The sequence below is a fragment of the Dorea longicatena genome (assembly GCF_025150085.1).
GTDB classification, from domain to species: Bacteria; Bacillota; Clostridia; order Lachnospirales; family Lachnospiraceae; genus Dorea_A; species Dorea_A longicatena.
This window is the reverse complement of the sequence record NZ_CP102280.1, coordinates 2,453,542-2,480,437: the sequence shown is the minus strand read 5'-3', so window position 1 is coordinate 2,480,437 and position 26,896 is coordinate 2,453,542. Positions and strand designations below refer to the sequence as shown.

Below are 26,896 nucleotides of genomic sequence, written 5' to 3'. Positions count from 1 at the left end.
TCATTTAATAAAAAAATGTGAAAAATGTGTGAAATGAGGAGGAAACTATGAGCGAAAACCTGGAAAAGACTTACAATCCCAAAGCGATTGAAGCAAAATTATATGAAAAATGGTGTGATAACAAATATTTCCACGCCGAAGTAGACAGAAGCAAGAAACCATTTACTACAGTAATGCCGCCACCGAACATTACAGGTAAACTTCACATGGGACATGCCCTGGATAATACACTGCAGGACATCCTGATCCGTTATAAGAGAATGCAGGGATACAATGCACTCTGGATTCCGGGAACAGACCATGCGGCTATCTCTACTGAGGTTAAGGTTACAAATCAGTTAAAAGAAGAAGGAATTGACAAGAAAGAATTAGGAAGAGAGAAATTCCTGGAAAGAACATGGCAGTGGAAAGAAGAATACGCCGGAACTATCGAAGGACAGTTAAAGAAATTAGGTGTATCCTGTGACTGGGACAGAGAACGTTTCACAATGGACGAAGGATGTTCCAAAGCCGTAGAAGAAGTATTTATCAAATTATACAACGAAGGATATATTTACAAAGGATCCAGAATCATCAACTGGTGTCCGGTATGTAAGACTTCTCTTTCCGATGCAGAAGTTGAACATGAGGAACAGGACGGATTCTTCTGGCACATCAAATATCCAATCGTTGGAACAGATGATTATCTGGAGATCGCAACCACACGTCCGGAGACATTACTTGGAGATACTGCAATCGCAGTTCACCCGGATGATGAAAGATACAAAGACATCGTAGGAAAAATGTGTAAACTGCCTCTGACAGACAGAGAGATTCCGATCGTTGCCGACTACTATGTAGACAAAGAATTCGGAACAGGTGCGGTTAAGATCACACCGGCACATGACCCTAACGACTTTGAAGTCGGAAAACGTCACAACCTGCCGGAGATCAACATCATGAACGATGATGCAACGATCAATGAGCAGTATGGTGGAAAATATGCCGGAATGGACCGCTACGAAGCAAGAAAAGCAATGGTAGCTGACCTGGAAGAGCAGGGATACCTGGTAAAAGTTGTTCCACATTCTCATAACGTAGGAACACATGACCGCTGCCATACAACTGTAGAGCCAATGATCAAGCAGCAGTGGTTTGTTAAGATGGAAGAACTGGCAAAACCAGCCATCGAAGCAATCAAGAACGGCGATTTAAGATTCGTACCGGAACGTTTCAACAAGATCTACCTGCACTGGCTTGAGAATATCCGTGACTGGTGTATTTCCCGTCAGATCTGGTGGGGACACAGAATCCCGGCTTACTACTGTGATGAGTGCGGTGAAGTAGTCGTTGGACACGGCGCACCGGAGAAATGCCCGAAATGTGGATGCACACACTTTACACAGGATGAAGATACACTGGATACATGGTTCAGTTCTGCGCTGTGGCCATTCTCAACACTTGGATGGCCGGATCAGACAGAAGATCTGGATTACTTCTATCCGACAGATGTGCTGGTAACAGGCTATGACATCATCTTCTTCTGGGTAATCCGTATGGTATTCTCAGGATACGCGCATACCGGAAAGGCACCGTTCCACACCGTATTTATCCACGGTCTGGTCCGTGACTCTCAGGGACGTAAGATGAGTAAATCTCTTGGAAATGGTATCGATCCACTGGAGATCATTGATCAGTATGGTGCAGATGCACTTCGTATGACACTGATGACAGGTAATGCACCTGGTAACGATATGCGTTTCTATAACGAACGTGTAGAGGCAAGCCGTAACTTTGCCAATAAAGTATGGAATGCTTCCAGATTTATCATGATGAACCTGGATGAAAAAGAATTGAAGAAACCGGCGAACTTTGAAAAACGTCCTGCAGACTGCTGGATCATGTCAAAATGCAACAGCCTTGTAAAAGATGTTACAGAAAATATGGATAAGTTCGAACTTGGTATCGCACTTTCCAAGATTTACGACTTTATGTGGGATGAGTTCTGTGACTGGTACATTGAGATGGCAAAATATCCGATCTATCATGCAGATGAAGATCAGGAAGCAGCCAATGCGGCACTGTGGACATTAAGAGAAGTCCTGAAGAAATCACTGAAACTGCTGCATCCATATATGCCGTTCGTTACAGAAGAGATCTACAGCAAGTTAGTACCGGAAGAAGAATCACTGATGATGTCTGACTGGCCGGTATATGAAGAAGAGTGGAACTTCCCAGTAGATGAGAACATTGTAGACCACTACAAAGAGATTATCCGCGGAATCCGTAACGTACGTGCCGAGATGAACGTTCCAAATTCAAGAAAAGCTACAGCATTCGTTGTATGTGAGGATGAAGAACTGGGAGCAGGACTTGCACTTCTTGGACATGCTGCACAGAACATGGCAGCTCTGAACGAACTGGTAATCCAGAAAGACAAGAGCGGTATTGCAGACGATGCAGTATCTATCGTAGTTCCGGATGCAACCGTATACCTTCCACTGGAAGAGCTGATCGACTTTGAACAGGAGATCGAGCGTCTGACAAAAGAAGAGGCAAGACTTACCAAAGAAATCGCACGTTCTAACGGTATGTTAAATAACGAGAAATTCGTAAGTAAAGCACCTGCTGCAAAGGTTCAGGAAGAAAGAGACAAACTGGAGACCTACCAGCAGATGATGGCACAGGTAAAAGAAAGACTGGAAGGATTAAAAGCAAAACAGTCATAAACAATACATTTCCGCAGTTATCGGTAACAGGATAACTGCGGATTAGATATCAAAGGGGATTATATGAAAAAACTTCAGTTAAAAAAACCGGATATCAAGGGTAAAATCCGCAAAATAAAAAATTTGAAGAAAGAGGATGTCATTGCATACTGGAAAGGCAGACATGAACGACGTGAGAGAATACTGGAAGCAAGACGCAACAGTGCATTTGCAAAGAAGATGCAGCCGGTCTATGCATTCATGAATAGATTCTCTTTGATATTTCATGCGTTGCTTGCATGCATCATTAACTTTGTAATAGAAGCAATTTCCAGACACTCCGTTGTTGCAGCCTGGGACTATATGACAGGAACACCGCTGGTATTCTTATACAATGCATTTATGATCTTTGTGACATTTTCGATTGTATATCTGTTCAAACGAAGGATATTTGTCCGTATGATCATCGGTGCGATCTGGGTGATTCTTGGAATCGCGAATGGTTATATCCTGTTAAAGAGAGTTACACCGTTCAATGCACAGGATCTTAAGATCGCAGGGGATGGAATTGCGCTGATCAATAATTACTGTAATGGATTTGAAGTGGTTGTGATCGCTGTCGGAGCGGTAGCACTTCTGATCTGGCTGATATCTATGTGGAGACGCGGTGGGCAGTATGCAGGTAAGATACATCATATTGCAGCACTGATCGGAATTATTGTATGTGGCGTTCTTTACACTTTTGTAACGAATATAGCAATAGATAAACGAGTGGTATCTACTTATTTTGGAAATATTGCATTTGCTTATGAGGATTATGGTCTTCCATACTGCTTCTCGGCAAGTCTTTTTAACACGGGAATCAGTGAGCCAAATGGATATACGAAGAAAGCAATGGCAAAGATTGACAAGGACGGAGAATTAAATCAGACGGCTACGAGCCGTTCTTCTGATGAACTTCCGAATATCATTGTTGTGCAGCTGGAGTCATATTTTGACGTTGCAAACGCAGAGTTTTTCACCACATCTGAAGATGCATGCCCGAATCTGCACAATTTATATCAGAATTATTCAAACGGATATTTTAAAGTACCGTCTGTAGGAGCAGGTACGGCAAATACAGAGTTTGAAGTGCTGACAGGTATGAACCTTCGTTATTTCGGACCTGGAGAATATCCGTATAAGACTTATTCAAAAAAACATCCGACGGAGAGTGCGGCGACAGCGCTTGCTTCTCTTGGATACGGAACACATGCATTACATGATAACACAGGAAATTTCTACAGCCGTGCCAATGTATTTAATAACATGGGATTTGATACATTTACCAGTAAGGAGTTTATGAATGTCCTGCAGACGACAGAGAATGGATGGGCAAAAGATGAGATTCTGACACATCATATTATGGAAGCCATGGATACAACAAAACAGGAAGATTTTGTATTTACTGTCAGTGTACAGGGACATGGAAACTATCCGGAGACACAGGTGATCGAGAATCCGAAGATCAAGGTTGAAGGAATCGAAGACGAAGCGCTGAAAAATAAATGGGAATATTATGTTAACCAGGTCTATGAGATGGATCAGTTTGTAGGTGATCTGATCAAGGCAGTGGAAGAAAGAAATGAACCATCTGTTGTCGTATTCTACGGAGATCATCTTCCGACTATGGGACTGAAGGCAGAAGACTTAAAGAGCCGTTACTTATATAATACGAATTATGTAATCTGGGATAATATCGGACTTCAGAAGGATGATAAGAATATCCCGGCATATCAGCTGATGTCAGAGGTACTGAACAGACTGGATATCCATTCCGGTACCGTATTCAATTATCATCAGCAGAGAAAGGGAACAAAGAATTACCTTTCAGATCTGGAACTCCTGCAGTATGATATCCTGTATGGAAAGCAGTATGTATATAACGGAAAAGCACCAATCACCGAAGGCCATATGGTGATGGGAATCCGTAATGTGTCACTGAGCAGTATTGTTCCGCAGTTGAACAGTGGATATAGTCTGTACGGTGAGAACTTCACAAAATACAGCCGCGTATATGTCAATGGTGAAAAGCAGAAGAGCAGCTTCCTGAATAATACGCGTATTAATCTGTCGGAGACAGAATTAAAAGACGGTGATGTGATTCAGGTTGGACAGGTTGGTTCCAGTGATACGATATTCCGGATGTCGGATAAGTACACATATCAGAACGGACAGCTTGTAAAACAGGAAGGCACAGCAACCGATAAGAGCAAATCTTGGGTGGATCAGGATTATGATGTTAACTAAAAAAGAACCGGAAACGTTCACATATGAAGAGGCAGCAGCGTATATCGAAGAAATTCCGAAATTTACAAAGAAACATACGCTGGAGCACACAAAAACGTTTTTAAAAAGATTGGGTAATCCGGCGGCGGACAGAAAAATTGTCCACGTCGCCGGTACAAATGGAAAAGGGTCTGTATGTGCATACTTACAGGCCATACTTATGGCAGAGGGGAAGAGAACAGGGTTCTTTACATCCCCTCATCTTGTATCTGTAAATGAGCGGATACGGGTAGATAATATACAGATTGATAATGAGACATTTCTGAAGGTGTTTCGAAAAGTTTTAAAGATAGTACGTCAGATGGTGGAAGACGGGATCGAACATCCTTCGTATTTCGAATTTCTATTTGGAATGGGTATGACAGCATTTGCAGAGACAGATGTAGAATATATCATTCTGGAGACGGGACTTGGCGGACGGCTGGATGCGACAAACGCAATAGACAATCCGGCACTTGCCATCATAACATCAATCAGTCTGGATCATACGGCGATCCTCGGTGATACGATCGAGAAGATTGCGGGTGAGAAAGCCGGAATTATTAAGCCGGGTGTTCCGGTGTTCTTTGACGGAAGCAGTAAAAAAGCAGCGGAAGTCATTAAGGCAAAAGCTTCGGAACTGGGCGTATCTTGTAGAGAAGTTACGAAAAATGCGTATGAAATTCAGGAAGTTCACCGCAAATATATTGCATTTTCCAGACGGAGTGCGTATGATAAAGATGTTATCTTTCAGGTACCGATGTGCGGATGTTACCAGGCGATGAATGCAGAGCTTGCACTGGAGGCGTCGGAATATCTGCTTGCGGGAGAAGAGATACATATGGACCGGTGGAAGGAAGCACTTGCAGAACTTCACTGGGAAGGAAGAATGGAACGGGTAGGAGCACATATTACCGTAGACGGTGCACATAACCCGGGCGCAATGGAAGCGTTTGTAGAAAGCGTAAAAGCACTGGATGAGTCCGAACGTGGAGAAATGGTATTACTATTTTCAGCAGTATCGGATAAAAAGTACGATCAGATGATAGAATATCTGTGTGAGAATCTGGATGTGAAAGCTTATGTTGTCACACAGATCGAGGACGAAAGAGGTGTTCCGGCAGAGGAACTTGCTGATGTCTTCCGAAGATACACAGACAGACCGGTGTACTGTAAAGAACGATTAGAAGATGCCGTGAGAACAGCAATGAATGAACGGGGAGAGACGGGAGAGATATACTGTCTTGGCTCTTTGTACCTCGTAGGAATGATGAAGAAGTTACTGGCAGGAGGTGCCATAGATGCTTGATTTTGAAGAAGAATTAAAGAAGTTCCAGCCAAGTCTGGAAGTAGAGGAACTGGGAGATGCGATTTACCAGGATGATCTGACAGACATGACAGATCTTTTAAGAGAAGTAATCGAACAGACAAAGCAGGATGATCCACAGTAAACTGCGGTAGAGAGAATATAGAGGGAAGTATATGGATTACACAACAAAACTGGCGTATCAGTCGAATTACTGGTATAATGACGGACTTAACAAAGCGAATATCCGGGATCTGACCGGTGCCATTACATCGCTTAAGAAGAGTTTACAATATAACAGAGATAATATTGCGTCAAGAAATCTTCTGGGACTTGTTTATTATGGACGAGGCGATGTGGTAGAAGCGCTGGCAGAATGGGTCTTAAGCAAGAATCTTCAGCCTAAGGAGAATATTGCGAATTATTATATCCAGAAAGTAAAAGAAAAAAGAGATGATCTGGACAGAATCAATCAGGCTATAAAAAGATATAATCAGGCTTTGGATTACTGTTATCAGAGATGTGAAGATCTGGCAGTTATGCAGCTTAAGAAAGCAATCGAGATGCATCCGACGTATGTGAAAGCATACCAGCTTCTGGCGCTCCTTTACATTATGGAAGAACAGTATGCAGAAGCGAGAAAGAATATCCGGATCGCTCACAAACTGGATAAGACCGACGATATCACGATGCGTTACATGCATGAGTTGAATCAGGTACGGAAGTCAAGAAACATCCGCCTGATAGACGATAAAGATACCGGAAAGAAGAAAAAGGGCAGACAGACAGTTACTTATAATATCGGAAATGAGACGATCATTCAACCGGTTGCTTCAGGATTAAAAGATAATGTCGGCCTGCATACAATGGTTAATATTGCAATCGGTGTTATTGTAGGTGTGGCAGTTATGGGATTCTTAATCATGCCGGCTGTGTCTGCATCAAGACAGAGTAAGCTGAATAAGCAGACCGTTAAGTTCAGTGATCAGATCGCAACTCAGAAATCACAGATCAGTGCACTGAAAAAAGAGCTGGATAATTACCGGAGCAGCAGTAAAGAAGCAGAGAATCAGCAGCAGACAGCAGAGATCACAAAGACAAGCTATGAATCACTGATGACCGTTATATCTCATTATTCAACCGGAGATATGAGTAATTCGGCACTGGCAGAGGAACTTCTGAAGATTAATTCAGAGACACTTGGAGCATCTGGAAAAGAAGAGTATGATACACTGACAGGAAAGATATATCCAAGAGTCTGTGAGAGTCTGTATGTAACATCACAGAAGAATTATCAGGTGGCAAATTATGATACGGCAGTGACGAATCTGGAGCAAGTCGTACAGATGGACGAAGGATATCAGGATGGTGCGGCTATGCTTCTTCTTGCACAGTCCTATGAAAAACAGGGTAAGCAGGATAAGGCGAATACGTATTATCAGAAGATCATCGAAAAATATAACGGGACAGAGGCAGCAACAGAGGCACAGAATGCTCTTGATGTACAAAATGCCAAAAAGACCAAAGACAATAATAATTAGAAAATGTACGAAAGAAAAGGATATACACGGTAAAGTGTATGTCCTTTTCTTTTATACTTAAGTATGTAAGGGGAGTATATAACATGAAATATCAGGTACAGGAAAATTGTCTTACTATATTTTTACCGGGGGAGCTGGATCATCATAATGCAGAAGAGATACGAAAAGAATCAGATCATCTGATTGAACACAATCACATACGTTATGTGATCTTTGACTTTGCGGATACAAAATTCTGTGACAGTTCCGGAATCGGAGTGATCATGGGTCGTTACAGAAAGATCTATATGCTGGGCGGTGAAGTGTGTGCGGTACATACAAGCGAGAGGATCAGGAAGATTCTTATGATGTCAGGAGTAACAAAGATTATGCAGATTTATGAGGAGGAGAAATAAATGGAAAATACCAATGAAATGACGATTATTTTTGACAGTTATTCATCCAATGAAGCATTTGCAAGAGTGGCGGTTGCTGCATTTATGACATCGCTGAATCCGACAGTGGAGGAAGTAGCAGATGTAAAGACTGCGGTATCAGAGGCTGTAACCAATGCGATCATCCACGGATACGAAAGCCGGATAGAGAAGATCACGCTTCGTTGTAAGACATGCGGGGATACTTTGTATATCGAGATAGAAGATCATGGAAAAGGAATGGAAGATGTAAAGAAGGCGATGGAACCGTTATTTACTACAAGACCGGAGCTTGACCGGTCCGGGATGGGATTTTCTTTTATGGAAGCTTTCATGGATCAGGTAGAAGTAAGTTCAAAGCCGGGAAAAGGAACTATTGTGAAAATGCAGAAAACAATTGGAAAAGGACGAAAGGTATGGACCACACAATCGCTTTAATTCAGAAATCTCACGAAGGGGATGAAGAAGCAAGAGCTCAGATTGTGGAGGAAAATACAGGACTGGTCTGGTGTATTGTAAGAAGATTTACGGGAAGGGGAACAGAGCTGGAAGATCTGTTTCAGATTGGAACGATTGGATTACTGAAAGCAATCGACAAGTTTGATCTGAGTTATGAAGTGAAATTCTCAACTTATGCTGTTCCGATGATCAGTGGAGAAATCAAGCGCTTCTTAAGAGATGATGGGATGATAAAGGTAAGCCGGTCGTTAAAAGAACTGTCTTATAAAGGATATCAGGCCCAGGAAGTACTCGGAAGAAAGCTTGGAAGGGAGCCGTCGGTCACAGAACTTGCAGAGTATCTTGATGTGTCACCGGAAGAACTTACGATGGCGATGGATGCATGTACGGATGTGGAATCACTACACCGGCCGGTATACAAAAAAGAAGGACAGGAGATTTCACTGATGGAAAAAGTAGGAAAGGAGGACGGTGCGGAAGAAAGAGTATTGGATCATCTGCTGTTAAAAGAGCTCCTGACAAGTCTGGATAAAGAAGAAAGAAAACTGATCTATCTGCGATATTTTGCCGAAAAGACACAGACTCAGATAGGAAAGGAAATGGGAATTTCCCAGGTTCAGGTTTCCAGAATGGAAAAGAAAATATTAAAAAATCTAAGAGAACGTATCTGACAGGCACATCATGAATATATTCTGGAAAATCAGCCATACTAACTCATGAAACTTGGATGGAAAGGGTGAGTAAGATGGAGGATGCCAGAAGAAAGATCAGGATGTGCCTGATCTTTGTTGTGACATTGGCAGTGATCATCGGGCTGATTTATTACTTCCATGATGTAAGAGGCAATCACGGAGTCAATGAAGGAACACTGATAAAAAGAATGGAAATAACTGCAAAAAATGATGAGATAAACAGGAGGTGAAGAAGATGACCGCGAATTCTGATGATATATATATAAAAGCAGACCGGAATATAGAGGTCGCAAAAAAGTCGGTAACGCTTGGAGATGTATTGAAGATTGAATGCGTCAATCCTGCAATGCTGGCCAGAATCAGAAGTACGCATCTTCTGACATTTCATCACCCGGATAATAAAAGGGAAAGACGAGTGGTCATGTCGGTCTTAAAAGTGATACAGAAGATCCATGAAATCTATCCGGAGGCTTCTGTGGAAAATATCGGGGAGACGGATTTCATCGTGACATATGAAGAACAGGATGGGAAAGGCGGAGTTATTCACGTGGCGAAGATTGTCATGGTGGTGATGATCAGTTTTTTCGGAGCGGCATTTTCAACAATGGCATTCAATAATGATGTAGGCGTGACAAAAATGTTCGGACAGATATACGAACTTCTGACCGGAACAAAGTCGAATGGATTTACGATTCTGGAATTTATGTATTGTATTGGTATTATCATCGGAATTCTGACATTCTTTAATCATTTCGGTAAAAAACGGCTGTCGGTAGATCCGACACCAATGGAGGTAGAGATGCGACTGTATGAAAATGATATACAGACGACGCTTGTGGAAACGTACTCCAGAAAGGAGAAAGAATTGGATGTGGATGAAAAACATATTCCTGGCAATTCTGGGACTTAGTGCCGGAATTACGGCGGCCGGAGGTTTATTTTCTTTTATTATCGGACTGGGGGTGGTGTCGGATTTTGCGGACAGGACACATACAGGTGAGCATGTTATGCTCTATGAAGATGCCATTGCAGTGGGCGGCAGTATCGGAGCAATCATCTCTGTCTATCATCCCACGATACCATACGGAAGCTGGCTGGTTCCGCTGGCGGGACTTTTCGGTGGAATCTTTGTAGGATGCTGGGCGATGGCTCTTACTGAGATGCTGGATCTCTTTCCAATCTTCATCAGGAGAATCCGGCTTGTGAGAGGGATTGGAGCGATCATTATAGGAATCGCTTTTGGAAAAGGATTAGGAGCATTACTGTTTTTTTGGAAAAGGTGGTAAAAAATGGATAAAAAAAGACAGCAGCAGGCTTATGAAAATTATGTAAAGCAAAAAACACCGGTGCATAATCTGCCTGCTAATATGACAAAAGCATTCGTAACAGGAGGCGCAATCTGCGTGCTGGGACAGGGAATTTTGAATATCTGTGAGAAGGCAGGATTAGATAAAGATATAAGTGGCGGCTGGTGTTCTATGCTTCTGGTATTTCTGAGTGCAGTACTGACGGGATTCAATGTCTATCCAAGGATTGCAAAATGGGGCGGAGCCGGAGCGCTGGTTCCGATCACCGGATTTGCCAATTCGGTGGCAGCACCGGCAATCGAATACAAAAAAGAAGGACAGGTTATGGGAATCGGCTGTAAGATATTTACGATTGCAGGTCCGGTGATTCTGTATGGAATCTTTACAAGCTGGGTTCTGGGACTGTTCTACTGGCTGTTAAGAATTGTCGGAGTATTATGACGGCAGAGGATCTCAGATATGTAAATATGTCGGGAAAGGATAAGATGAATGATAAAGGGAAAGCAAAGTATAGCCTTTGAGGTATCTCCGTACCTTGAAGAGAGTGCTTCGGTTGTTGGGAAAAAAGAAGGAGAAGGACCTTTGGGCGGTATGTTCGATATGGTGGCAGAGAAAGATCTTTTCGGGGAGAATACCTGGGAAGAAGCAGAAAGCACCATGCAGAAGGAAGCATGTCTTCTGGCTCTTGGTAAAGCACATTTGGCACCGGAGAGTATCCGTTATCTGTTCGGTGGAGATCTGTTAAGGCAGGGAGTGGCAACTTCAATGGGAGTAGAGACACTTCAGATCCCGATGTTCGGATTATATGGAGCATGTTCGACTTCCGGAGAAGCACTTGCCCTGGCTTCGATGAGTGTAGCTGCGGGATATGGAGAACGGATGCTGGCGGTAACATCCAGTCATTTCGGAAGTGCTGAGAAAGAATTCCGTTTTCCTCTCGGATATGCGAATCAGAGACCATTATCGGCACACTGGACAGTGACCGGAAGCGGAGCATTTATCGTGGGGAAAAATAGAAGTCATGTGAGGATAACCGGGGTGACAGTAGGAAAAATTGTGGATTACGGTCTGAAAGACTCACAGAATATGGGAGCATGTATGGCTCCGGCCGCATGTGATACGATCATTCAGAATCTGGAGGATTTTGAAAGAAAAGAAACGGATTACGACAGGATCATTACCGGAGATATTGGCTATGTGGGGCAGAGTATTTTATTCGACCTTATGAGGGGAAAAGAACATGATATCAAGATAAATCATATGGATTGCGGAATGACAATCTTTGATCAGAATATGCAGGATACACATGCCGGAGGAAGTGGCTGTGGTTGTGCGGCCGCAACATTATCCGCTTATATCCTGCCAAAGATATCAAGAGGAGAGTGGAAACGTGTACTCTTTGTACCGACGGGAGCACTTATGTCAACCGTCAGTTATAATGAAGGAGCCAGTGTACCGGGGATCGCACATGGAATTGTCTTAGAACATTGCTAGGAGGAAAAGATTATGGATTATATCAATGCATTCTGGGTAGGGGGACTGATCTGTGCTCTGACGCAGATACTGCTGGACAGGACGAAGCTGATGCCCGGAAGAATCATGGTGCTTCTGGTCTGCAGCGGTTCTGTACTGGGAGCATTTAAGATATATCCGGTTATTCAGGATTTTGCCGGAGCAGGAGCCAGTGTACCGTTACTGGGGTTTGGAAATCTTCTGTGGAAAGGTGTAAAAGAAGCCGTAGAAAAAGAAGGATTTATCGGAATCTTTATGGGAGGATTTAAAGCCAGTGCAGTAGGTATATCAGCGGCTCTCATCTTTGGCTATCTGGCGTCCCTGATCTTTGAGCCAAAGATGAAGAAATAGCTGTGAACCCGGATTAAGAGATCATTAAGATTCGTTCATACCGGAAAGTACTGCCATCGGCTGTTTGAAGAAATGATTAAATGCGGCGATAGCACGTCCGACCCCGATCACGGCAAGGATCGTTCCGATTCCGATGCCTACCAGGTGATGCGCAAAGATAAGACCAACAGAGATTGTCAGACAGATATTAAAAAGGTCGAAACAATTTTTGGTAAATCCTACGCTTTTGTGGATGAAATCGGAGATTGCCTGAACAATTCCATCTCCGGGATTGGGGATGATACGCATGTTCAAAGACATGGCGGCACCGACGCCTGTCAGAATGATGGCAATGATCAGAAAGAGGATCCTTCCGGGAAAACTTCCGGAAAAAGAATCAGGATAAGTTGTCCAAAGATCAGGGATCATACCGGAAAATATATTCAGGAACCGGGTGAAAATCAGGCTTAGCGGGAATTGTAAAATGTCCATAAAAAGGACCAGTTTCAGGTTCATCTGATTAGCGTGTTCCAGAGGAAGACCTTCCGATTGTCTGGCATGGAGACTTCGGATCGTATGTAGGATCATCTCTACGACAACAAAAAGAGCATAAAGAACCAGTGTAGTATTTCCAAAATTAAAATGCCAGATCGTAGAGATACTGAATGACACTGAGATGATAGGAGATACACCGAGTCCGGTTTTTGTGTTCAGCGTGATTCCCAGAGCGAGAATAAGAAGTCCCATGAGATAGAAAAGTCCACGGTAAAAATATGTTTTTTGCATATATAAAGCCACTTCTTTCTATAGAATTTTGTATAAAAATGTAAAAACTGTCATCGGCAGATCCTGTAGATATCCAAATATACAAGAGACGTTGTCGATGGCAAGTTCTGTAAATATAATAAAACTCCCGTCAGAAACTGTCAATGAGACAGTTGCCGACGGGAGTATGTATCGCTACCTAATCAGATATCTGAGAGAACCGCAAGGAGTTTGATTCTCTGGATACAGGAAAATTAAGCAAGTTCTTTGCCTGTGATCATCTTGTAGCACTGAAGATATTTGTCGATTGTTTTCTGAACTACGTCATCCGGAAGAGTCCAGTCGTTATCCGGGTGAGAAGTCAGCCAGTCACGTGCAAACTGTTTGTCGAATGATGGCTGTCCATGTCCCGGTTCATAACCTTCTACTGGCCAGAAACGAGAACTGTCAGGTGTAAGCATCTCATCACCGATCACCATGTTACCATTCTCATCAAGACCGAATTCGAATTTTGTATCGGCGATGATAATACCACGGCTTAATGCGTAGTCTGCACATTTTTTATAGAGAGCGATTGTACAGTCACGAAGTTTGGCTGCGTATTCTTCGCCTTTGCCAGGGAAATATTTCTCAAGGTGGGCAATACTCTGCTCATAAGAAATATTTTCGTCATGATCTCCGATCTCAGCTTTTGTGGATGGTGTGTAGATTGGCTCTGGAAGCTTGTCGGATTCTTTTAATCCTTCCGGAAGTTTGATACCGCATACAGTGCCATTTTCTTTATAGCTCTTCCATCCGCTTCCTGTAATGTAACCACGTACGATACATTCGATTGGAAGCATCTCAAGCTTTTTGCACATCATGCTGTTTCCGTCATATTCTGGTTTCTGGAAGAATTCAGGCATATCTTTCACATCAGTAGAGATCATGTGGTTTGGAAGAATGTCTTTTGTCAGGTCGAACCAGAATTTAGACATCTGTGTCAGAACGGTTCCTTTCTTGGAAACAACGTTCTTAAGAATTACGTCAAAACAACTGATACGATCAGTGGCAACCATAATCAGGCTGTCTCCGTTATCATAAATTTCACGGACTTTACCTTCTTTTATTGGTTTCATAACAATACCTCGCTTATTTATTATTTTTTTTAATATGTCTTCACTAATAGTCAAACAGATTTTGCGGAAAAAAACAATAGTAAATTGCAAAATTTCGAAAAAAAGTACAAAATATAAATTATGTTGTATAATAACAATATCGTAAAAAAGAATACTGATAAGTAATGGTAATAGTGACTGATAACGACAGATAATAAGCGGAAAATCGGTGAAAATATGAAGCAGAGAAAAGACAAAAGAAAGAAAAAATAAAAGACAGTAAGGAACGAAATTATGAGACATATTACAATTGGAATTCTGGCGCATGTGGATGCTGGGAAAACGACATTATCGGAATGCATGCTCTACTTAAGCGGGCAGATTAGAAAGCTTGGAAGAGTCGACCATAAAGATGCATTCTTAGATACATACGAACTGGAACGGGAAAGAGGAATCACGATCTTTTCCAAACAGGCAGAATTAAAAATGGGCAATCTGGGGATAACGCTTCTGGATACACCGGGGCATGTGGATTTCTCCGCAGAAATGGAGCGTACCTTGCAGGTACTGGATTATGCGATCCTGGTGATCAACGGAGCTGACGGGGTGCAGGGACATACACGCACGCTCTGGAGCCTGTTGAAAAGATATCAGATACCGACGTTCATATTCATCAATAAGATGGATCAGGTGGGAACAGATAAGGCAAAGGTACTGGCAGATCTGCAGAACAGACTGGATGAAGGATGCATTGATTTTTCGGAAATGTCGGAAGAAACATATGACAGCATTGCCATGTGTGATGAGAAAGCGATGGAAGAGTATCTGGAATCGGAGAAAGTGGAAGAAAATACGATTGCGGAGATGATCGGAAGCAGAAAGGTGTATCCGTGTTATTTCGGTTCGGCGCTAAAGATTGAAGGTGTGCAGGAATTTATGGACGGGATGTCTGCTTATATAGGACGAAATGAGCAGATAAATAATACAGACACTGGTACATGTGATTTTGGTGCAAAAGTTTTCAAGATATCGAGAGACCCATCCGGCGGCCGACTGACGCATCTGAAAGTGACATCCGGAACTCTGAAGGTAAAAGATACATTGACGGGAACGACAGGAAGGCAGCAGAGCAAGAACGAATCTGACCGTACACAAGATACATCCGAGACAGCTATGAACGGCTGGGAAGAAAAGGTCAACCAGATCCGGATCTATTCTGGAGAAAAATACGAGATGGTACAGGAAGCAGGCTCCGGCAGGATCTGTGCGGTAACCGGACTGAATTACACTTATCCGGGGGAAGGCCTCGGCATAGAATGCGATTCCGAAGCACCGGCACTGGAACCTGTCTTAAGTTACAAAATCGAACTCCCGGAAGGCTGTGACGTTCACAAAATGCTTGGAAACTTACGGATACTCGAAGAAGAAGATCCGATGCTTAAGATCGTGTGGAATGAAGAACTGGGAGAGATTCATGCAAAACTCATGGGAGCAGTCCAGATTGAGATATTAAAAAGCCTGATCAAAGACAGGTTCGGCGTAGAAGTAGAATTTGACACCGGTAATATCGTATATAAAGAGACTATACAGAATACCGTGGAAGGTGTGGGACATTTTGAGCCGCTCCGGCATTATGCGGAAGTACATCTGAAGATGGAACCGGGAGAAAGAGGCAGCGGTATTGTGATTGGAACAGACTGCAGTGAAGATATGCTAGATAAAAACTGGCAGCGTCTGATCCTTACCCATCTTCTGGAGAAAGAACATAGAGGTGTGCTGACCGGTTCTGTGATCACAGATATGAAGATTACATTGACGGCAGGAAGGGCGCATCTGAAACATACCGAGGGAGGAGATTTCCGGCAGGCAACTTACCGTGCGGTGCGTCAGGGACTGATGCAGGCAGAGAGTGTACTGTTGGAACCGTATTATGATTTCCAGCTGGAGGTCCCGTCAGGAATGATCGGACGGGCACTTACAGATATCCAGCGGATGAATGGGGAGGCCGGTACGCCGCAGACAGAAGGAGAGATGACGACGATCGAAGGCTATGCACCGGTTGCAGATATGCGGGATTATCAGATGGAAGTGAATTCCTACACAAGAGGACAGGGACATCTGACCTGTACATTCCGCGGTTATGAACCTTGCCAGAATGCAGAAGCAGTGATCGAAGAGATTGGTTATGATCCGGAACGCGACATTGAGAACCCGACCGGTTCCGTATTCTGTTCCCATGGTGCAGGATTTAACGTTTCATGGGACAAGGTACCGGAATATATGCATCTGGAGAATCAGTTAGAAAAGGAACGTGCATTAGAAGAAGCAAAGAGACAGTCGGAGCAGGCAGCCCGTCAGATGCCAAGAGCAGCAAGAACTCCGAAAGTCTATTCCAAAGCGGAAGAAAAAGAGCTGGAAGAGATATTTATCCGGACATATGGAAAAGTAGAAAGAAAAGGCGGACTGACACCGAAAACTTATGAAAGTGAGTATGCCAAAAAGCAACTTAAAAAAGAAGAAGCCATGCAGGAATATCTGCTGGTTGACGGATACAATGTCATTTTCGCATGGGAAGAGCTGAAAGAACTGGCGAAAGTCAGTATTGAGGCGGCACGGGATAAGCTGATGGACATCCTGTGTAATTATCAGGGATATAAGAAATGCGTTCTGATTCTTGTGTTCGATGCATACAAGGTAGAGGGTTATGCGCTTGAGATCCAGAAATACCACAATATCCATGTTGTATATACAAAAGAAGCAGAGACAGCCGATCAGTACATCGAAAAGGTTGTTCATCATATAGGAAGAAAGTATCATGTAACAGTTGTGACGTCTGACGGAGTAGAGCAGGTGATCACGATGGGACAGGGTGGAACCCGTATTTCTTCCAGAGATTTTCTCGAGGAGATCGAATATACCAGAAAGCTGATCGAAGAGGATAATGAAAAGCAACGAGTGAGTGACAGGAATTATCTGTTTGACCATGCGGATGAGGAATTCGTGAGAAAAATGGAAAAAATCAGACTTGGAAAGAATCCGGAAGAATGATAAACTAATATAGTATGCATGGAATATACAAGAAATATGTAAGAATATGCAAGAACATAAAAATACAGAATGATATTAAAGAAAGTAAAGATACAAAAAGGAGAAACCAATGCCAGTTTTTGATTTTAATTCAACACCAGATGAAAAGAAACCAGCGGAATGTACATATACAGTCATCCGTTCGAATGAAAATGAAGCAACAGCCGAGAAACCAATGATGGTTCTCGATAATAAGATCTGCCAGTGGGATCATCATTCCTGCGGTGTATTTACGAACCCGATTAAGAGAACCTCTTTCGAATTCCAGCAGGAAGACGGAACCGTAAGTGCAGACATCTTAAAAATCGATGCAAGATTCGTAAGCCTGTTAAAATGGCTTGGAGAGAATCATATTAATGTACGTCTCTCTGGGGAGAATACAGAAGAAGGATATGCGGTATATAAGATCCGCGAGATCGCATTTGGCGGCGGTACGAAATTATCTGCAGAAGACGGATTCCTTCAGTTTATGATCGAGCGTCTGCTTGCAAGCAATGCACCGGCAGAAGAGGTGGACGACGAAGATGAAGACGAGGCAGGAGATGACATGAAGCTGACCAGTCTTCAGAGCATCACGGACTTCATGAACTGTGCGGGAAGAACACTTCCGGATAATATCCGTCTGTGGGCAAGACGTAACCTTGCGGTGGCACGTTCGCACGAAGTATCACCGGAGGAAAGACGCCATGCACAGAGAGCACTTTCCATTATGATGAATGTACAGTGGAAGAGCAATTATTTTGAAGCAATCGATCCGGATGAAGCGCGTCGTATCCTTGACGAAGAACTTTACGGAATGGAACGTGTAAAACAGAGAATCATCGAGACGATCATCCAGATCAACCGTACCCATACATTACCGGCTTACGGACTTCTGTTAGTAGGACCTGCAGGAACCGGTAAATCCCAGATTGCCTATGCGGTAGCACGTATCCTGAAGCTTCCTTGGACAACACTGGATATGAGTTCGATCAATGATCCGGAACAGTTAACCGGAAGTTCCCGTATCTATGCCAATGCAAAGACGGGTATCATCATGGATGCATTTGCCATGGCCGGAGAATCGAATCTGGTATTTATCATCAACGAGCTGGATAAAGCAGCATCCGGTAAAGGCAATGGCAATCCGGCCGATGTACTTCTGACATTACTGGATAACCTTGGATTTACAGACAACTATATCGAGTGTATGATTCCGACGGTAGGTGTATACCCGATCGCGACTGCTAATGACAAGTCTCAGATCAGTGCACCGTTGATGTCACGTTTCGCCGTGATCGATATCCCGGATTATACACCGGAAGAGAAGAAAGTGATCTTCTCCAAATTCGCACTTCCGAAGGTATTAAAGCGAATGAGCCTTAAGGAAGATGAGTGCATCATGAGTGAAGAAGGTCTGGACGAAGTGATCGAATTATATTCGAATACATCCGGAATCCGTGATCTGGAGCAGGCAGCTGAGCATATTGCGGCAAATGCCCTGTATCAGATCGAGGTAGATCATGTGAAGTCTGTTACATTTGATGCAGAAATGGTAAGAAATCTGTTAAAATAAATGAAAACTACAAGAACAACATTTTTTACAAGAGATAAAAAATTTTATAAGACATTTTTCCGGTTGATGCTGGTCGTAGCACTTCAGAATCTGGTGGCATACAGCGTGAATATGTTAGATAATATTATGCTTGGAAGTTACAGTCAGAATGCGCTGTCCGGTGCGGCGACGGTAAATCAGATCTTCTTTATTGTGAATCAGCTGGCACTTTCCATCGGAAATGCACTGGTAGCGATATGTTCTCAGTACTGGGGAAAGCAGGAGACAGGAGCGATTCGTAAGATGACGGGAGTGGCACTGGCGCTTAGTGTCCTGATCGGGGCAATAGTCGTGACAGCATGCACCCGTATTCCGGAGCAGCTCTTGAGAATATTTACGACATCACCGGAGATTATTGCCGAAGGAAAGGCGTATCTTGGACTTCTGAAATGGACATTTTTACTGTTCATGATAAGTAATCTGCTGATCGCCATGCTTAGAAGTGTGGAGACAGTGAAGATTTCGTTTGTTATATCGGTAGTGTCGTTGATCACGAACGGTTGTATTAATTACACTCTGATCTTTGGACATTTTGGATTCCCGGAGATGGGAATCCAAGGAGCTGCAGTCGGAACACTGACAGCAAGGATGCTGGAGCTTCTGATCATCGTAGTATATATATGGAAGATAGATACGAAAGTCAGATTATTTGACATTAATTTGTTCAGAACTATATTTCTGCCGGAGAACAGAAAGATATGGGGAGCATTTTTCAAAGTTGCGTTTCCGATCATGTGCTCAGGGATGATCTGGGCAATCTCGGTACCGATGCAGACGGCGATTCTGGGGCATTTGTCTGCGGATGCAATTGCCGCAAATTCTGTATCCAGCACATTTTTCCAGTATCTGAAGGTCATTGTAATCGCTATATCATCGGCATCGGCCGTTGTGATCGGGAAAGATATCGGAGAGGGAGATATAGAAAGGGTAAAATCCGATGGAAGGACACTTTCTGTGATCGATGTTCTGATCGGTATAGTACTCGCTTCTTTGTTATTTGTACTAAGAGGACCACTTTTGTCTATGTATAAATTAACGGATACGGCAGCAGTACTGGCAAATCATTTTATTATGATCATGAGTGTTGTTATGGTGGGAATGTCTTATCAGATGCCGGTATCGGTAGGTGTAATTCAAGGTGGTGGAGATACCAGATTCTCTATGTATATGAATATGATCTCTACTTGGGGAATCGTTATGCCGCTTTCTTTTCTTGCGGCATTTGTATGGAAACTTCCGGTGGAACTGGTTGTGGTTGCAGTGCAGTCAGATCAGTTGTTCAAGGGGATTCCGGTATTTTTACGGTTTAGGAGCTATAAGTGGATTCACAAATTAACATAAAAAGAAGTATGGAATGGAAAGAATTTGAAACAACATTTTCGGTAAAATTAAATCAACAGCAAAAAGAAGCAGTACAGAGCACAAAAGGGCCGGTACTGCTTCTTGCTGTGCCCGGATCAGGAAAGACCACGGTACTGGTGACACGTCTTGGTTATATGATCTACTGTAAGAATATTCCTCCGGAGAGAATACTTACGGTTACATATACGGTGGCAGCGACAAAAGATATGTCCGAAAGATTTGCAGTCCGTTTTGGCGAGGATATGGCAAAGCGACTGGAATTTCGGACGATCAACGGAATCTGCGCAAGGATTATCCAGTATTACGGAAGACGGATCGGAAAGACACCGTTTGAACTTGTGAAGGATGAAAAGGCAACGACGGGGATGCTGATCAGAATCTGTCAGGATCATGGCATGGGATATCCGACGGAGAGTGATCTTAAGAATGTAAGAACGTTGATCACATATATAAAAAATATGATGCTGAACGAAGAAGAACTTCAAAAATTAGAGGAAGAGTCAGATATCCGGATTGTAGGAATCTACCGTGAATACTGTAGGCAGATGCGAGAACAGAAGCTGATGGATTATGACGATCAGATGTTGTATGCCTATAATATTCTGCGAAAAGATCCGGGTGTGCTTGCATATTTTCAAAATAGATATCCATATATATGTGTGGATGAAGCGCAGGATACATCAAAGATCCAGCATGCGATTATTGCGCTGCTGGCAGCCGGAACAGGCAATCTTTTTATGGTTGGAGATGAAGACCAGAGTATCTATGGATTCCGGGCGGCATATCCGGAGGCATTGCTGTCATTTGAAAAGAAGCATTCGGGAGCAAAAGTCCTTCTGATGGAAGAAAATTTCCGCTCAAATGCAAAGATTGTAGAAGCGGCAGATAAATTCATTCAGAAGAATACACTCCGACATGAGAAGCATATGAGAGCGGCAAGAGAAGCCGGAGCGGATATCCGGGAAATTTCTCTAAAATCGAGGAAAGCACAGTATGTGTATCTGATGAAAGCTGCACAGGAATGTACGACCGGAATGGCCGGCATGAGCGGATCGGAGGAACATAGGGGCAGGGCAGATGCTTCGGTGACGGAGACAGCAGTTCTGTACAGGGATAATGAGTGTGCGATTCCACTGATCGATCTGCTGGAAAGAAAGAATATTCCGTATCGCATGCGGAATGCAGACCTTTCCTTTTTTACCCACCGGACGGTTCTGGATGTACAGAATATCATCCGGTTTGCAATGGATCCAAAAGATACGGAACTGTTCATGCAGATCTATTACCGGCTGAAATTGTTCTTTAACAAGAAAGATGCATTAAGATATGCACAGATCAGTCAGGAGAAAGATATGGAGGTGCTGGATGTGGCATTAAAATACGGCAATCTGGAGAAATATCAGGAAGATAATATCCGTAATCTGAAACGGCAGATGGTACGTATCTTAAATATGCCGGGGGATGAGGCTGTCAATCAGATCCTGACATATATGGGATATCAGGATTATCTGAAGAAAATGGGCATGAATGCCAACAAGCTGGAGACGGTCAAGTTGATCGGAAGCAGGGTAGAATCTCCGGAAAAATTACTGGAACGACTGGAAGAACTGAGAACGATCATTCAGGAAAAAGTATCAGATAAGGATTGCCCGTTTATTCTGTCTACCATGCATGCAAGTAAAGGACTGGAATATGATACGGTCTATCTTCTGGATGTTATGGATGGGATATTGCCGGAAAAAGTACTGGCAAATCCGCGGACGGCATCAAAGGAAGAACTTGAAACTTATGAGGAAGAAAGAAGACTCTTCTATGTAGGTGTGACCAGAGCAAAGAATCAGCTGAATGTATTTACGACGAATAAGCCGTCCAAATTCTGCAGTGAGTTGCTGGGAAAGAGGAATCTGAGAGAGAATCAGCAAAAAGAATATGCAGGAATAAAAAAATGGGGAGATTATAGTCCGGCGGGAACATATGGCATAAAGGGAAATGGAATGTATCATGGATATGGCACCGGGCATGGATCTCAGAAGCAACCTGGAAAAAGCTATCAGGAACTTGCGGATGCACTTGGTGAAGGCATGGTTGTAAAGCATAAGAAATTCGGTGAGGGCGTCGTTGTAGACATGGAAGGTGAGCACATCCGTATCCAGTTCGGAGACAATGTAAAGAACATGGATCTGAAAGTTCTGGCAAGACTTGGGATGCTGGAAATATAAGAATAAAAAATGACCAATAGTCAAAAATTGTATTGACTGTTGGTCTTTTTTGATGTATATTGCAATTAGGTACAAAAATGACCAATGGTCAAAAATGCTGATAAGAGTAAGAAGAAATAAAAAAGGATGTAAAAAAATGATCATAAAAGGAGGGGCGGTTATGAATATGGTTGCATTTGGTAAAAAGGTAGTGAAGTTCAGAATTCCGATACTGATCATCAGTATCTTACTCTTGATTCCGGCGGGACTTGGATATGTGAATACAAGAGTCAATTATGATGTGCTGACATATTTACCGGAAGACATTGAGACGATGCAGGGTCAGGATATCCTGGTAAAAGACTTTGGAACCGGTGCTTTTTCAATGTTTATCGTGGACGGAATGGAAGATAAAGATGTATCGGCATTGAAAGCAAAGATCGAAAAAGTAGATCATGTGCAGAAGGTTCTGTGGTACGATTCACTTGCAGATATCAGCATGCCGAAGAGCATGATGCCGAAAGATGTCTACGAAGTATTCAATTCAGATACGGGCACGATGATGGCAATCTTCTTTGATGAGGGTACTTCTTCCGACGGAACGATGGAAGCAATCGGGGAGATCCGTAAACTGGCCGGAAAGCAGTGTTTCTTAAGTGGTATGTCTGCAATTGTTACGGATACGAAGAACCTGGCTGAGAAAGAGACACCGTTATATGTACTGATCGCAGTTGTTCTGGCGGTGATCGTATTAGGACTTACGATGGATTCGTATTTTATCCCGTTACTTTTTATGCTGAGTATCGGAATGGCGATCATTTATAATCTGGGAAGTAACTATTTCCTAGGAGAGATTTCCTATATTACGAAAGCGTTGGCGGCGGTACTGCAGCTTGGCGTTACACTTGATTATTCCATTTTCCTGATGCACAGTTATGAGGAGCAGCAGGCAAGATATAACGGAGACAAAGAGCGTGCAATGGCACATGCGATATCCCAGACATTTTCATCCGTAATCGGAAGTTCCGTTACAACGGTAGCCGGATTTATCGCATTGTGCTTCATGACATTTACGCTTGGTATGGACATCGGTGTGGTTATGGTAAAAGGTGTCGTCCTCGGCGTGATCGCCTGTGTGACAATCCTTCCATCCATGATCCTGTGCTGTGATAAATGGATCACGAAGACCATGCATAAGCCGTTTCTTCCGGACATCGGAAGAATATCGGATAAAGTTACAAAGCGGTATATGATCTATGTGATCATTTTCCTTGTACTTTTATTCCCGGCAATCTATGGAAATAATCATACATCCGTTTATTACAATCTGGATGAGACGCTTCCAAAGGATCTTCCGAGTATCATTGCAAATGAAAAACTGAAGGAAGATTATGACATGAACACGACACACATGATCCTCGTGGACAGTTCGGTTGAATCCGCAGATGTGGCAAAGATGATCAACAAGATGGATGATGTGAATGGTGTCAAATGGGCACTTGGCCTGGACGCGCTGATCGGACCGGCGATCCCGCAGAGTATGATCCCGGATTCCGTAACCGAGATGCTGAAGAATGATAAGTATCAGCTGCTTCTGGTCAATTCTGAGTATAAGGTTGCATCGGATGAACTGAATGCCCAGATTAAAGAACTGAATAAGATTCTGCACAAATATGACAAAGGCGGTATGCTGATCGGTGAAGGACCGCTGACGGCAGATCTGATCGACATTACAGATACAGATTTTAAGACGGTCAGTGTGGTATCGATCGGTATCATCTTTGTGATCATATTAATACTGTTCAAGTCCATTTCACTTCCAATCATTCTGGTTGGCGTGATTGAATTTGCTATCTTTGTAAATATGGGAATACCATATTATACAGGAACGAAGCTGCCATTCGTTGCATCGATTGTTATCGGTACGATCCAGCTTGGATCTACCGTAGATTATGCGATCCTTATGACGACAAGATATAAGAGAGAACGCAATCACGGAGCAGAAAAATATGATGCGATCACAACTGCACACCGCGCATCGGCACAGTCGATCATGGTAAGTGCACTGAGCTTCTTCGCAGCAACGATCGGTGTCGGATTGTATTCGAATATTGATATGATCAGCTCACTGTGTATCCTGATGGCGAGAGGTGCGATCATCAGTATGATCGTGGTTATCTTTGTACTGCCGTCGATGTTCATGGTATTTGATAAGGTGATCGTGAAGACGAGTAAGGGATTCTTACCGAAGTAAGACAAGGACTTAAGAATATTAGCATATAACAAATGAAAAGGACCGGTCAGCCGGTCCTTTTTGATACTAAAGTATGCAAGAAAAGCTGCCAGTGGCAGGTTTTCTGTATGTCGTTATACATTCGAAAAAGGCCGGTGGCAAGTCCTGTAGATTATCTGTAAATATATTGTCAATATTGCTTAAACATGCTAAAATATAGCCTTGAACTGGTTCGAAAACCTCCCAGTATAAAAAACTAGGCAAAGTACATAACATGTATGATTACTTTTGTTTATGGGGGTTCTGTAAGCAAAAGTATTTTTTTGCCTTTTGAATGGTTGAGAAAGGGAAAGAAAAAATGGAAAAAAGAAAAGTAATCATCGACTGTGATCCGGGTATCGATGACAGCCTGGCTATCATGCTGGCATTGCAGTCGGAAGAACTCGAGGTAGTTGGAATCACCATTGTATGCGGGAACTGTCCGGTAGAGATGGGATTCGGAAATGCGAAAAAAGTGCTGAAGCATATGGACAGGTTAGATGTTCCTGTCTATATAGGTGCAGAAAAACCGCTTCGCCGGGAGTATGTCAACGCACTTGACACGCATGGAGAAGATGGACTTGGTGAAAGCTTTTTACCAGAAGTAGAAGGATTTCGTCAGGAGATGGGAGCAGTAGAATTCCTTGCATCAAAGCTGAAAGAAGGACACATTTCCATAATAGCACTTGGACCGATGACGAATCTTGCAACATTGCTCGAACAAGACAGAGTTGCGTTTGATCAGATCGAAGAATTCGTGTCTATGGGCGGAACGTTCAAAAGCCATGGAAATTGTTCGCCGGTAGCGGAATACAATTACTGGTGTGATCCGGATGCGGCAGCGAAAGTATATGATGCAATGTATCAGAATGGACGGAAGATCCATATGATCGGTCTGGATGTGACGAGAGAAATTGTTCTGACACCAACGATTCTTGAGTATATGTGCCGGATAAATGCAAAAAGAGGTGTATTTATTAAGAAGATCACAAAGTTTTATTTTGATTTTCACTGGCAGTGGGAACACATCGTCGGATGTGTGATCAACGATCCTCTTGCTGTAGCATATTTTATTGATCCTTCAATCTGTGAAGGATTTGAGTCCTTTGTCCAGATTGAGACAGAAGGGATATCACTGGGGCAGTCGGTTGTCGATTCGATGAATTTTTACCGGAAAGAACCGAATGCAAAGGTACTGACACAGGTAGATACATACCGGTTTTTCGAAATGATGCTTTCGAGAGTACAGGAAGTAGAACCGGAGAGTCTGGATATTTTGAAAAATATGTTATAAGCGAGGAGAAGTAAGTCATGAAAAAAACATCAACATATAGAGTATCAACATACAAAATCTGCATCGTTGCATTTGCAATCTGCATTAACCTGGTTGGAGGACAGATCGCATTATTTCTGAAGCTTCCAATTTATCTGGACAGTATCGGAACCGTATTCATTGCATCCACATTAGGCCCGATTTATGGAATGCTTCCGAATGTGATCAGTGGTCTGTTCATGGGAATGACGGTTGACGTATATTCTTTATACTATGCACCTGTCGGTATCATTCTTGGTCTGGTGACAGGTCTGGTATATCAGAAATATAAGCCGAAAAAATGGTGGATATTTGTAGCAGCGCTGGTAATTACATTACCGTCAACCATTGTAAGTTCCTGCATTACGGCATTCTTATTTGGCGGGATTACATCATCAGGTTCTACGGTTCTGGTGCAGCTTCTTGCCAAAACCCCGATGGGAATGGTAGGAGCATGCTTTGTGGTTCAGTTCTTTACAGATTATATTGACCGTGTGATCTGTCTGTTCGTGGTAAGCGCGCTTACAAAGGCACTGCCAAGGAATATGATGGAGAGATTATAAGGTGACCTTATAAGGAAAATTTGTAGAGAAAAGTTCATAAAGGCGATTATATAGAGGAAAATTTATAGAGAAATTAAAAAGAGAACTTATAG

At 42.9% G+C, this 26,896-nt stretch carries 23 protein-coding genes and 1 riboswitch; of the genes, 21 read left to right on the top strand and 2 right to left on the bottom strand.

What is annotated here, in order from left to right; genetic code table 11:
• Positions 1-47: 47 nt before the first annotated feature.
• The 14 genes from NQ508_RS11830 to spoVAE all read left to right on the top strand — a co-directional run bounded on the left by NQ508_RS11830 (position 48) and on the right by spoVAE (position 12,575).
• On the top strand, positions 48-2,708 hold the full coding sequence (locus tag NQ508_RS11830) for a valine--tRNA ligase (RefSeq protein WP_006428233.1): 2,661 nt from the start codon (positions 48-50) through the stop codon (positions 2,706-2,708).
• 63 nt (positions 2,709-2,771) lie between these two features.
• Positions 2,772-4,976, top strand: a complete 2,205-nt coding sequence (locus tag NQ508_RS11825) for an LTA synthase family protein (RefSeq protein WP_006428234.1) — start codon at positions 2,772-2,774, stop codon at positions 4,974-4,976.
• On the top strand, positions 4,963-6,303 hold the full coding sequence (locus tag NQ508_RS11820) for a bifunctional folylpolyglutamate synthase/dihydrofolate synthase (RefSeq protein ID WP_006428235.1): 1,341 nt from the start codon (positions 4,963-4,965) through the stop codon (positions 6,301-6,303). The genes NQ508_RS11825 and NQ508_RS11820 overlap by 14 nt, the downstream gene beginning before the upstream one ends.
• Positions 6,296-6,445, top strand: coding sequence for a hypothetical protein (locus NQ508_RS11815; RefSeq protein ID WP_006428236.1), 150 nt, complete (start codon positions 6,296-6,298; stop codon positions 6,443-6,445). The genes NQ508_RS11820 and NQ508_RS11815 overlap by 8 nt, the downstream gene beginning before the upstream one ends.
• 31 nt (positions 6,446-6,476) lie before the next feature.
• The gene (locus tag NQ508_RS11810) at positions 6,477-7,841 is read left to right on the top strand and encodes a tetratricopeptide repeat protein (RefSeq protein WP_006428237.1); all 1,365 of its coding nucleotides are present in this window, start codon (positions 6,477-6,479) and stop codon (positions 7,839-7,841) included.
• 83 nt (positions 7,842-7,924) lie between these two features.
• Entirely contained in the window at positions 7,925-8,236 is a 312-nt protein-coding gene (spoIIAA, locus tag NQ508_RS11805) for an anti-sigma F factor antagonist (RefSeq protein ID WP_022415889.1), read from the top strand.
• Positions 8,237-8,692, top strand: coding sequence for an anti-sigma F factor (gene spoIIAB / locus NQ508_RS11800; protein ID WP_006428239.1), 456 nt, complete (start codon positions 8,237-8,239; stop codon positions 8,690-8,692).
• On the top strand, positions 8,671-9,384 hold the full coding sequence (locus NQ508_RS11795; RefSeq protein ID WP_006428240.1) for a SigF/SigG family RNA polymerase sporulation sigma factor: 714 nt from the start codon (positions 8,671-8,673) through the stop codon (positions 9,382-9,384). Before spoIIAB ends, NQ508_RS11795 begins: the two co-directional genes overlap by 22 nt.
• 65 nt (positions 9,385-9,449) lie before the next feature.
• On the top strand, positions 9,450-9,635 hold the full coding sequence (locus tag NQ508_RS11790; protein ID WP_130096232.1) for a hypothetical protein: 186 nt from the start codon (positions 9,450-9,452) through the stop codon (positions 9,633-9,635).
• A 5-nt stretch (positions 9,636-9,640) separates the two neighbouring features.
• The gene (locus NQ508_RS11785) at positions 9,641-10,315 is read left to right on the top strand and encodes a stage V sporulation protein AA (RefSeq protein WP_006428242.1); all 675 of its coding nucleotides are present in this window, start codon (positions 9,641-9,643) and stop codon (positions 10,313-10,315) included.
• Positions 10,275-10,691, top strand: a complete 417-nt coding sequence (locus NQ508_RS11780; RefSeq protein ID WP_022415886.1) for a stage V sporulation protein AB — start codon at positions 10,275-10,277, stop codon at positions 10,689-10,691. The genes NQ508_RS11785 and NQ508_RS11780 overlap by 41 nt, the downstream gene beginning before the upstream one ends.
• A 3-nt stretch (positions 10,692-10,694) precedes the next feature.
• Positions 10,695-11,153 (top strand): SpoVA/SpoVAEb family sporulation membrane protein, encoded by a 459-nt coding sequence (locus NQ508_RS11775; RefSeq protein ID WP_006428244.1) that lies wholly within the window; start codon positions 10,695-10,697, stop codon positions 11,151-11,153.
• Positions 11,154-11,201: 48 nt separating this feature from the next.
• Positions 11,202-12,206, top strand: a complete 1,005-nt coding sequence (locus tag NQ508_RS11770; protein WP_006428245.1) for a stage V sporulation protein AD — start codon at positions 11,202-11,204, stop codon at positions 12,204-12,206.
• 12 nt (positions 12,207-12,218) lie between these two features.
• The gene (spoVAE, locus tag NQ508_RS11765; RefSeq protein ID WP_006428246.1) at positions 12,219-12,575 is read left to right on the top strand and encodes a stage V sporulation protein AE; all 357 of its coding nucleotides are present in this window, start codon (positions 12,219-12,221) and stop codon (positions 12,573-12,575) included.
• Between the two features lie 24 nt (positions 12,576-12,599).
• Here spoVAE and NQ508_RS11760 read toward each other — a convergent pair whose 3' ends face one another.
• Together NQ508_RS11760 and NQ508_RS11755 are read right to left on the bottom strand one after the other, a co-directional pair.
• Positions 12,600-13,340 (bottom strand): DUF6198 family protein, encoded by a 741-nt coding sequence (locus NQ508_RS11760; RefSeq protein WP_006428247.1) that lies wholly within the window; start codon positions 13,338-13,340, stop codon positions 12,600-12,602.
• A gap of 233 nt (positions 13,341-13,573) precedes the next feature.
• Positions 13,574-14,437: a phosphoribosylaminoimidazolesuccinocarboxamide synthase gene (locus NQ508_RS11755; RefSeq protein WP_044920335.1), complete on the bottom strand. Its 864-nt coding sequence runs from the start codon at positions 14,435-14,437 to the stop codon at positions 13,574-13,576.
• Positions 14,438-14,710: 273 nt separating this feature from the next.
• Between NQ508_RS11755 and NQ508_RS11750 the strand changes: the two genes are divergently transcribed.
• From NQ508_RS11750 to NQ508_RS11720, 7 genes are all read left to right on the top strand, one after another.
• Positions 14,711-17,464 carry a translation factor GTPase family protein gene (locus NQ508_RS11750; RefSeq protein WP_006428250.1) on the top strand — a complete coding sequence of 918 codons (2,754 nt, stop codon included), beginning with the start codon at positions 14,711-14,713 and terminating at the stop codon, positions 17,462-17,464.
• A gap of 109 nt (positions 17,465-17,573) precedes the next feature.
• Positions 17,574-19,058: an AAA family ATPase gene (locus NQ508_RS11745; protein WP_006428251.1), complete on the top strand. Its 1,485-nt coding sequence runs from the start codon at positions 17,574-17,576 to the stop codon at positions 19,056-19,058.
• Positions 19,059-20,438, top strand: coding sequence for an MATE family efflux transporter (locus NQ508_RS11740; protein ID WP_006428252.1), 1,380 nt, complete (start codon positions 19,059-19,061; stop codon positions 20,436-20,438). It abuts the gene before it with no gap.
• Positions 20,417-22,678 carry an ATP-dependent helicase gene (locus tag NQ508_RS11735; protein ID WP_242654781.1) on the top strand — a complete coding sequence of 754 codons (2,262 nt, stop codon included), beginning with the start codon at positions 20,417-20,419 and terminating at the stop codon, positions 22,676-22,678. The genes NQ508_RS11740 and NQ508_RS11735 overlap by 22 nt, the downstream gene beginning before the upstream one ends.
• Before the next feature lie 166 nt (positions 22,679-22,844).
• Positions 22,845-24,911 carry an efflux RND transporter permease subunit gene (locus NQ508_RS11730; protein ID WP_044920431.1) on the top strand — a complete coding sequence of 689 codons (2,067 nt, stop codon included), beginning with the start codon at positions 22,845-22,847 and terminating at the stop codon, positions 24,909-24,911.
• Positions 24,912-25,111: 200 nt separating this feature from the next.
• Positions 25,112-25,156, top strand: a riboswitch (PreQ1 riboswitch).
• Between the two features lie 92 nt (positions 25,157-25,248).
• Positions 25,249-26,223 (top strand): nucleoside hydrolase, encoded by a 975-nt coding sequence (locus tag NQ508_RS11725; RefSeq protein ID WP_044920432.1) that lies wholly within the window; start codon positions 25,249-25,251, stop codon positions 26,221-26,223.
• A gap of 17 nt (positions 26,224-26,240) precedes the next feature.
• On the top strand, positions 26,241-26,804 hold the full coding sequence (locus tag NQ508_RS11720) for an ECF transporter S component (protein ID WP_006428257.1): 564 nt from the start codon (positions 26,241-26,243) through the stop codon (positions 26,802-26,804).
• Positions 26,805-26,896 lie beyond the last annotated feature (92 nt).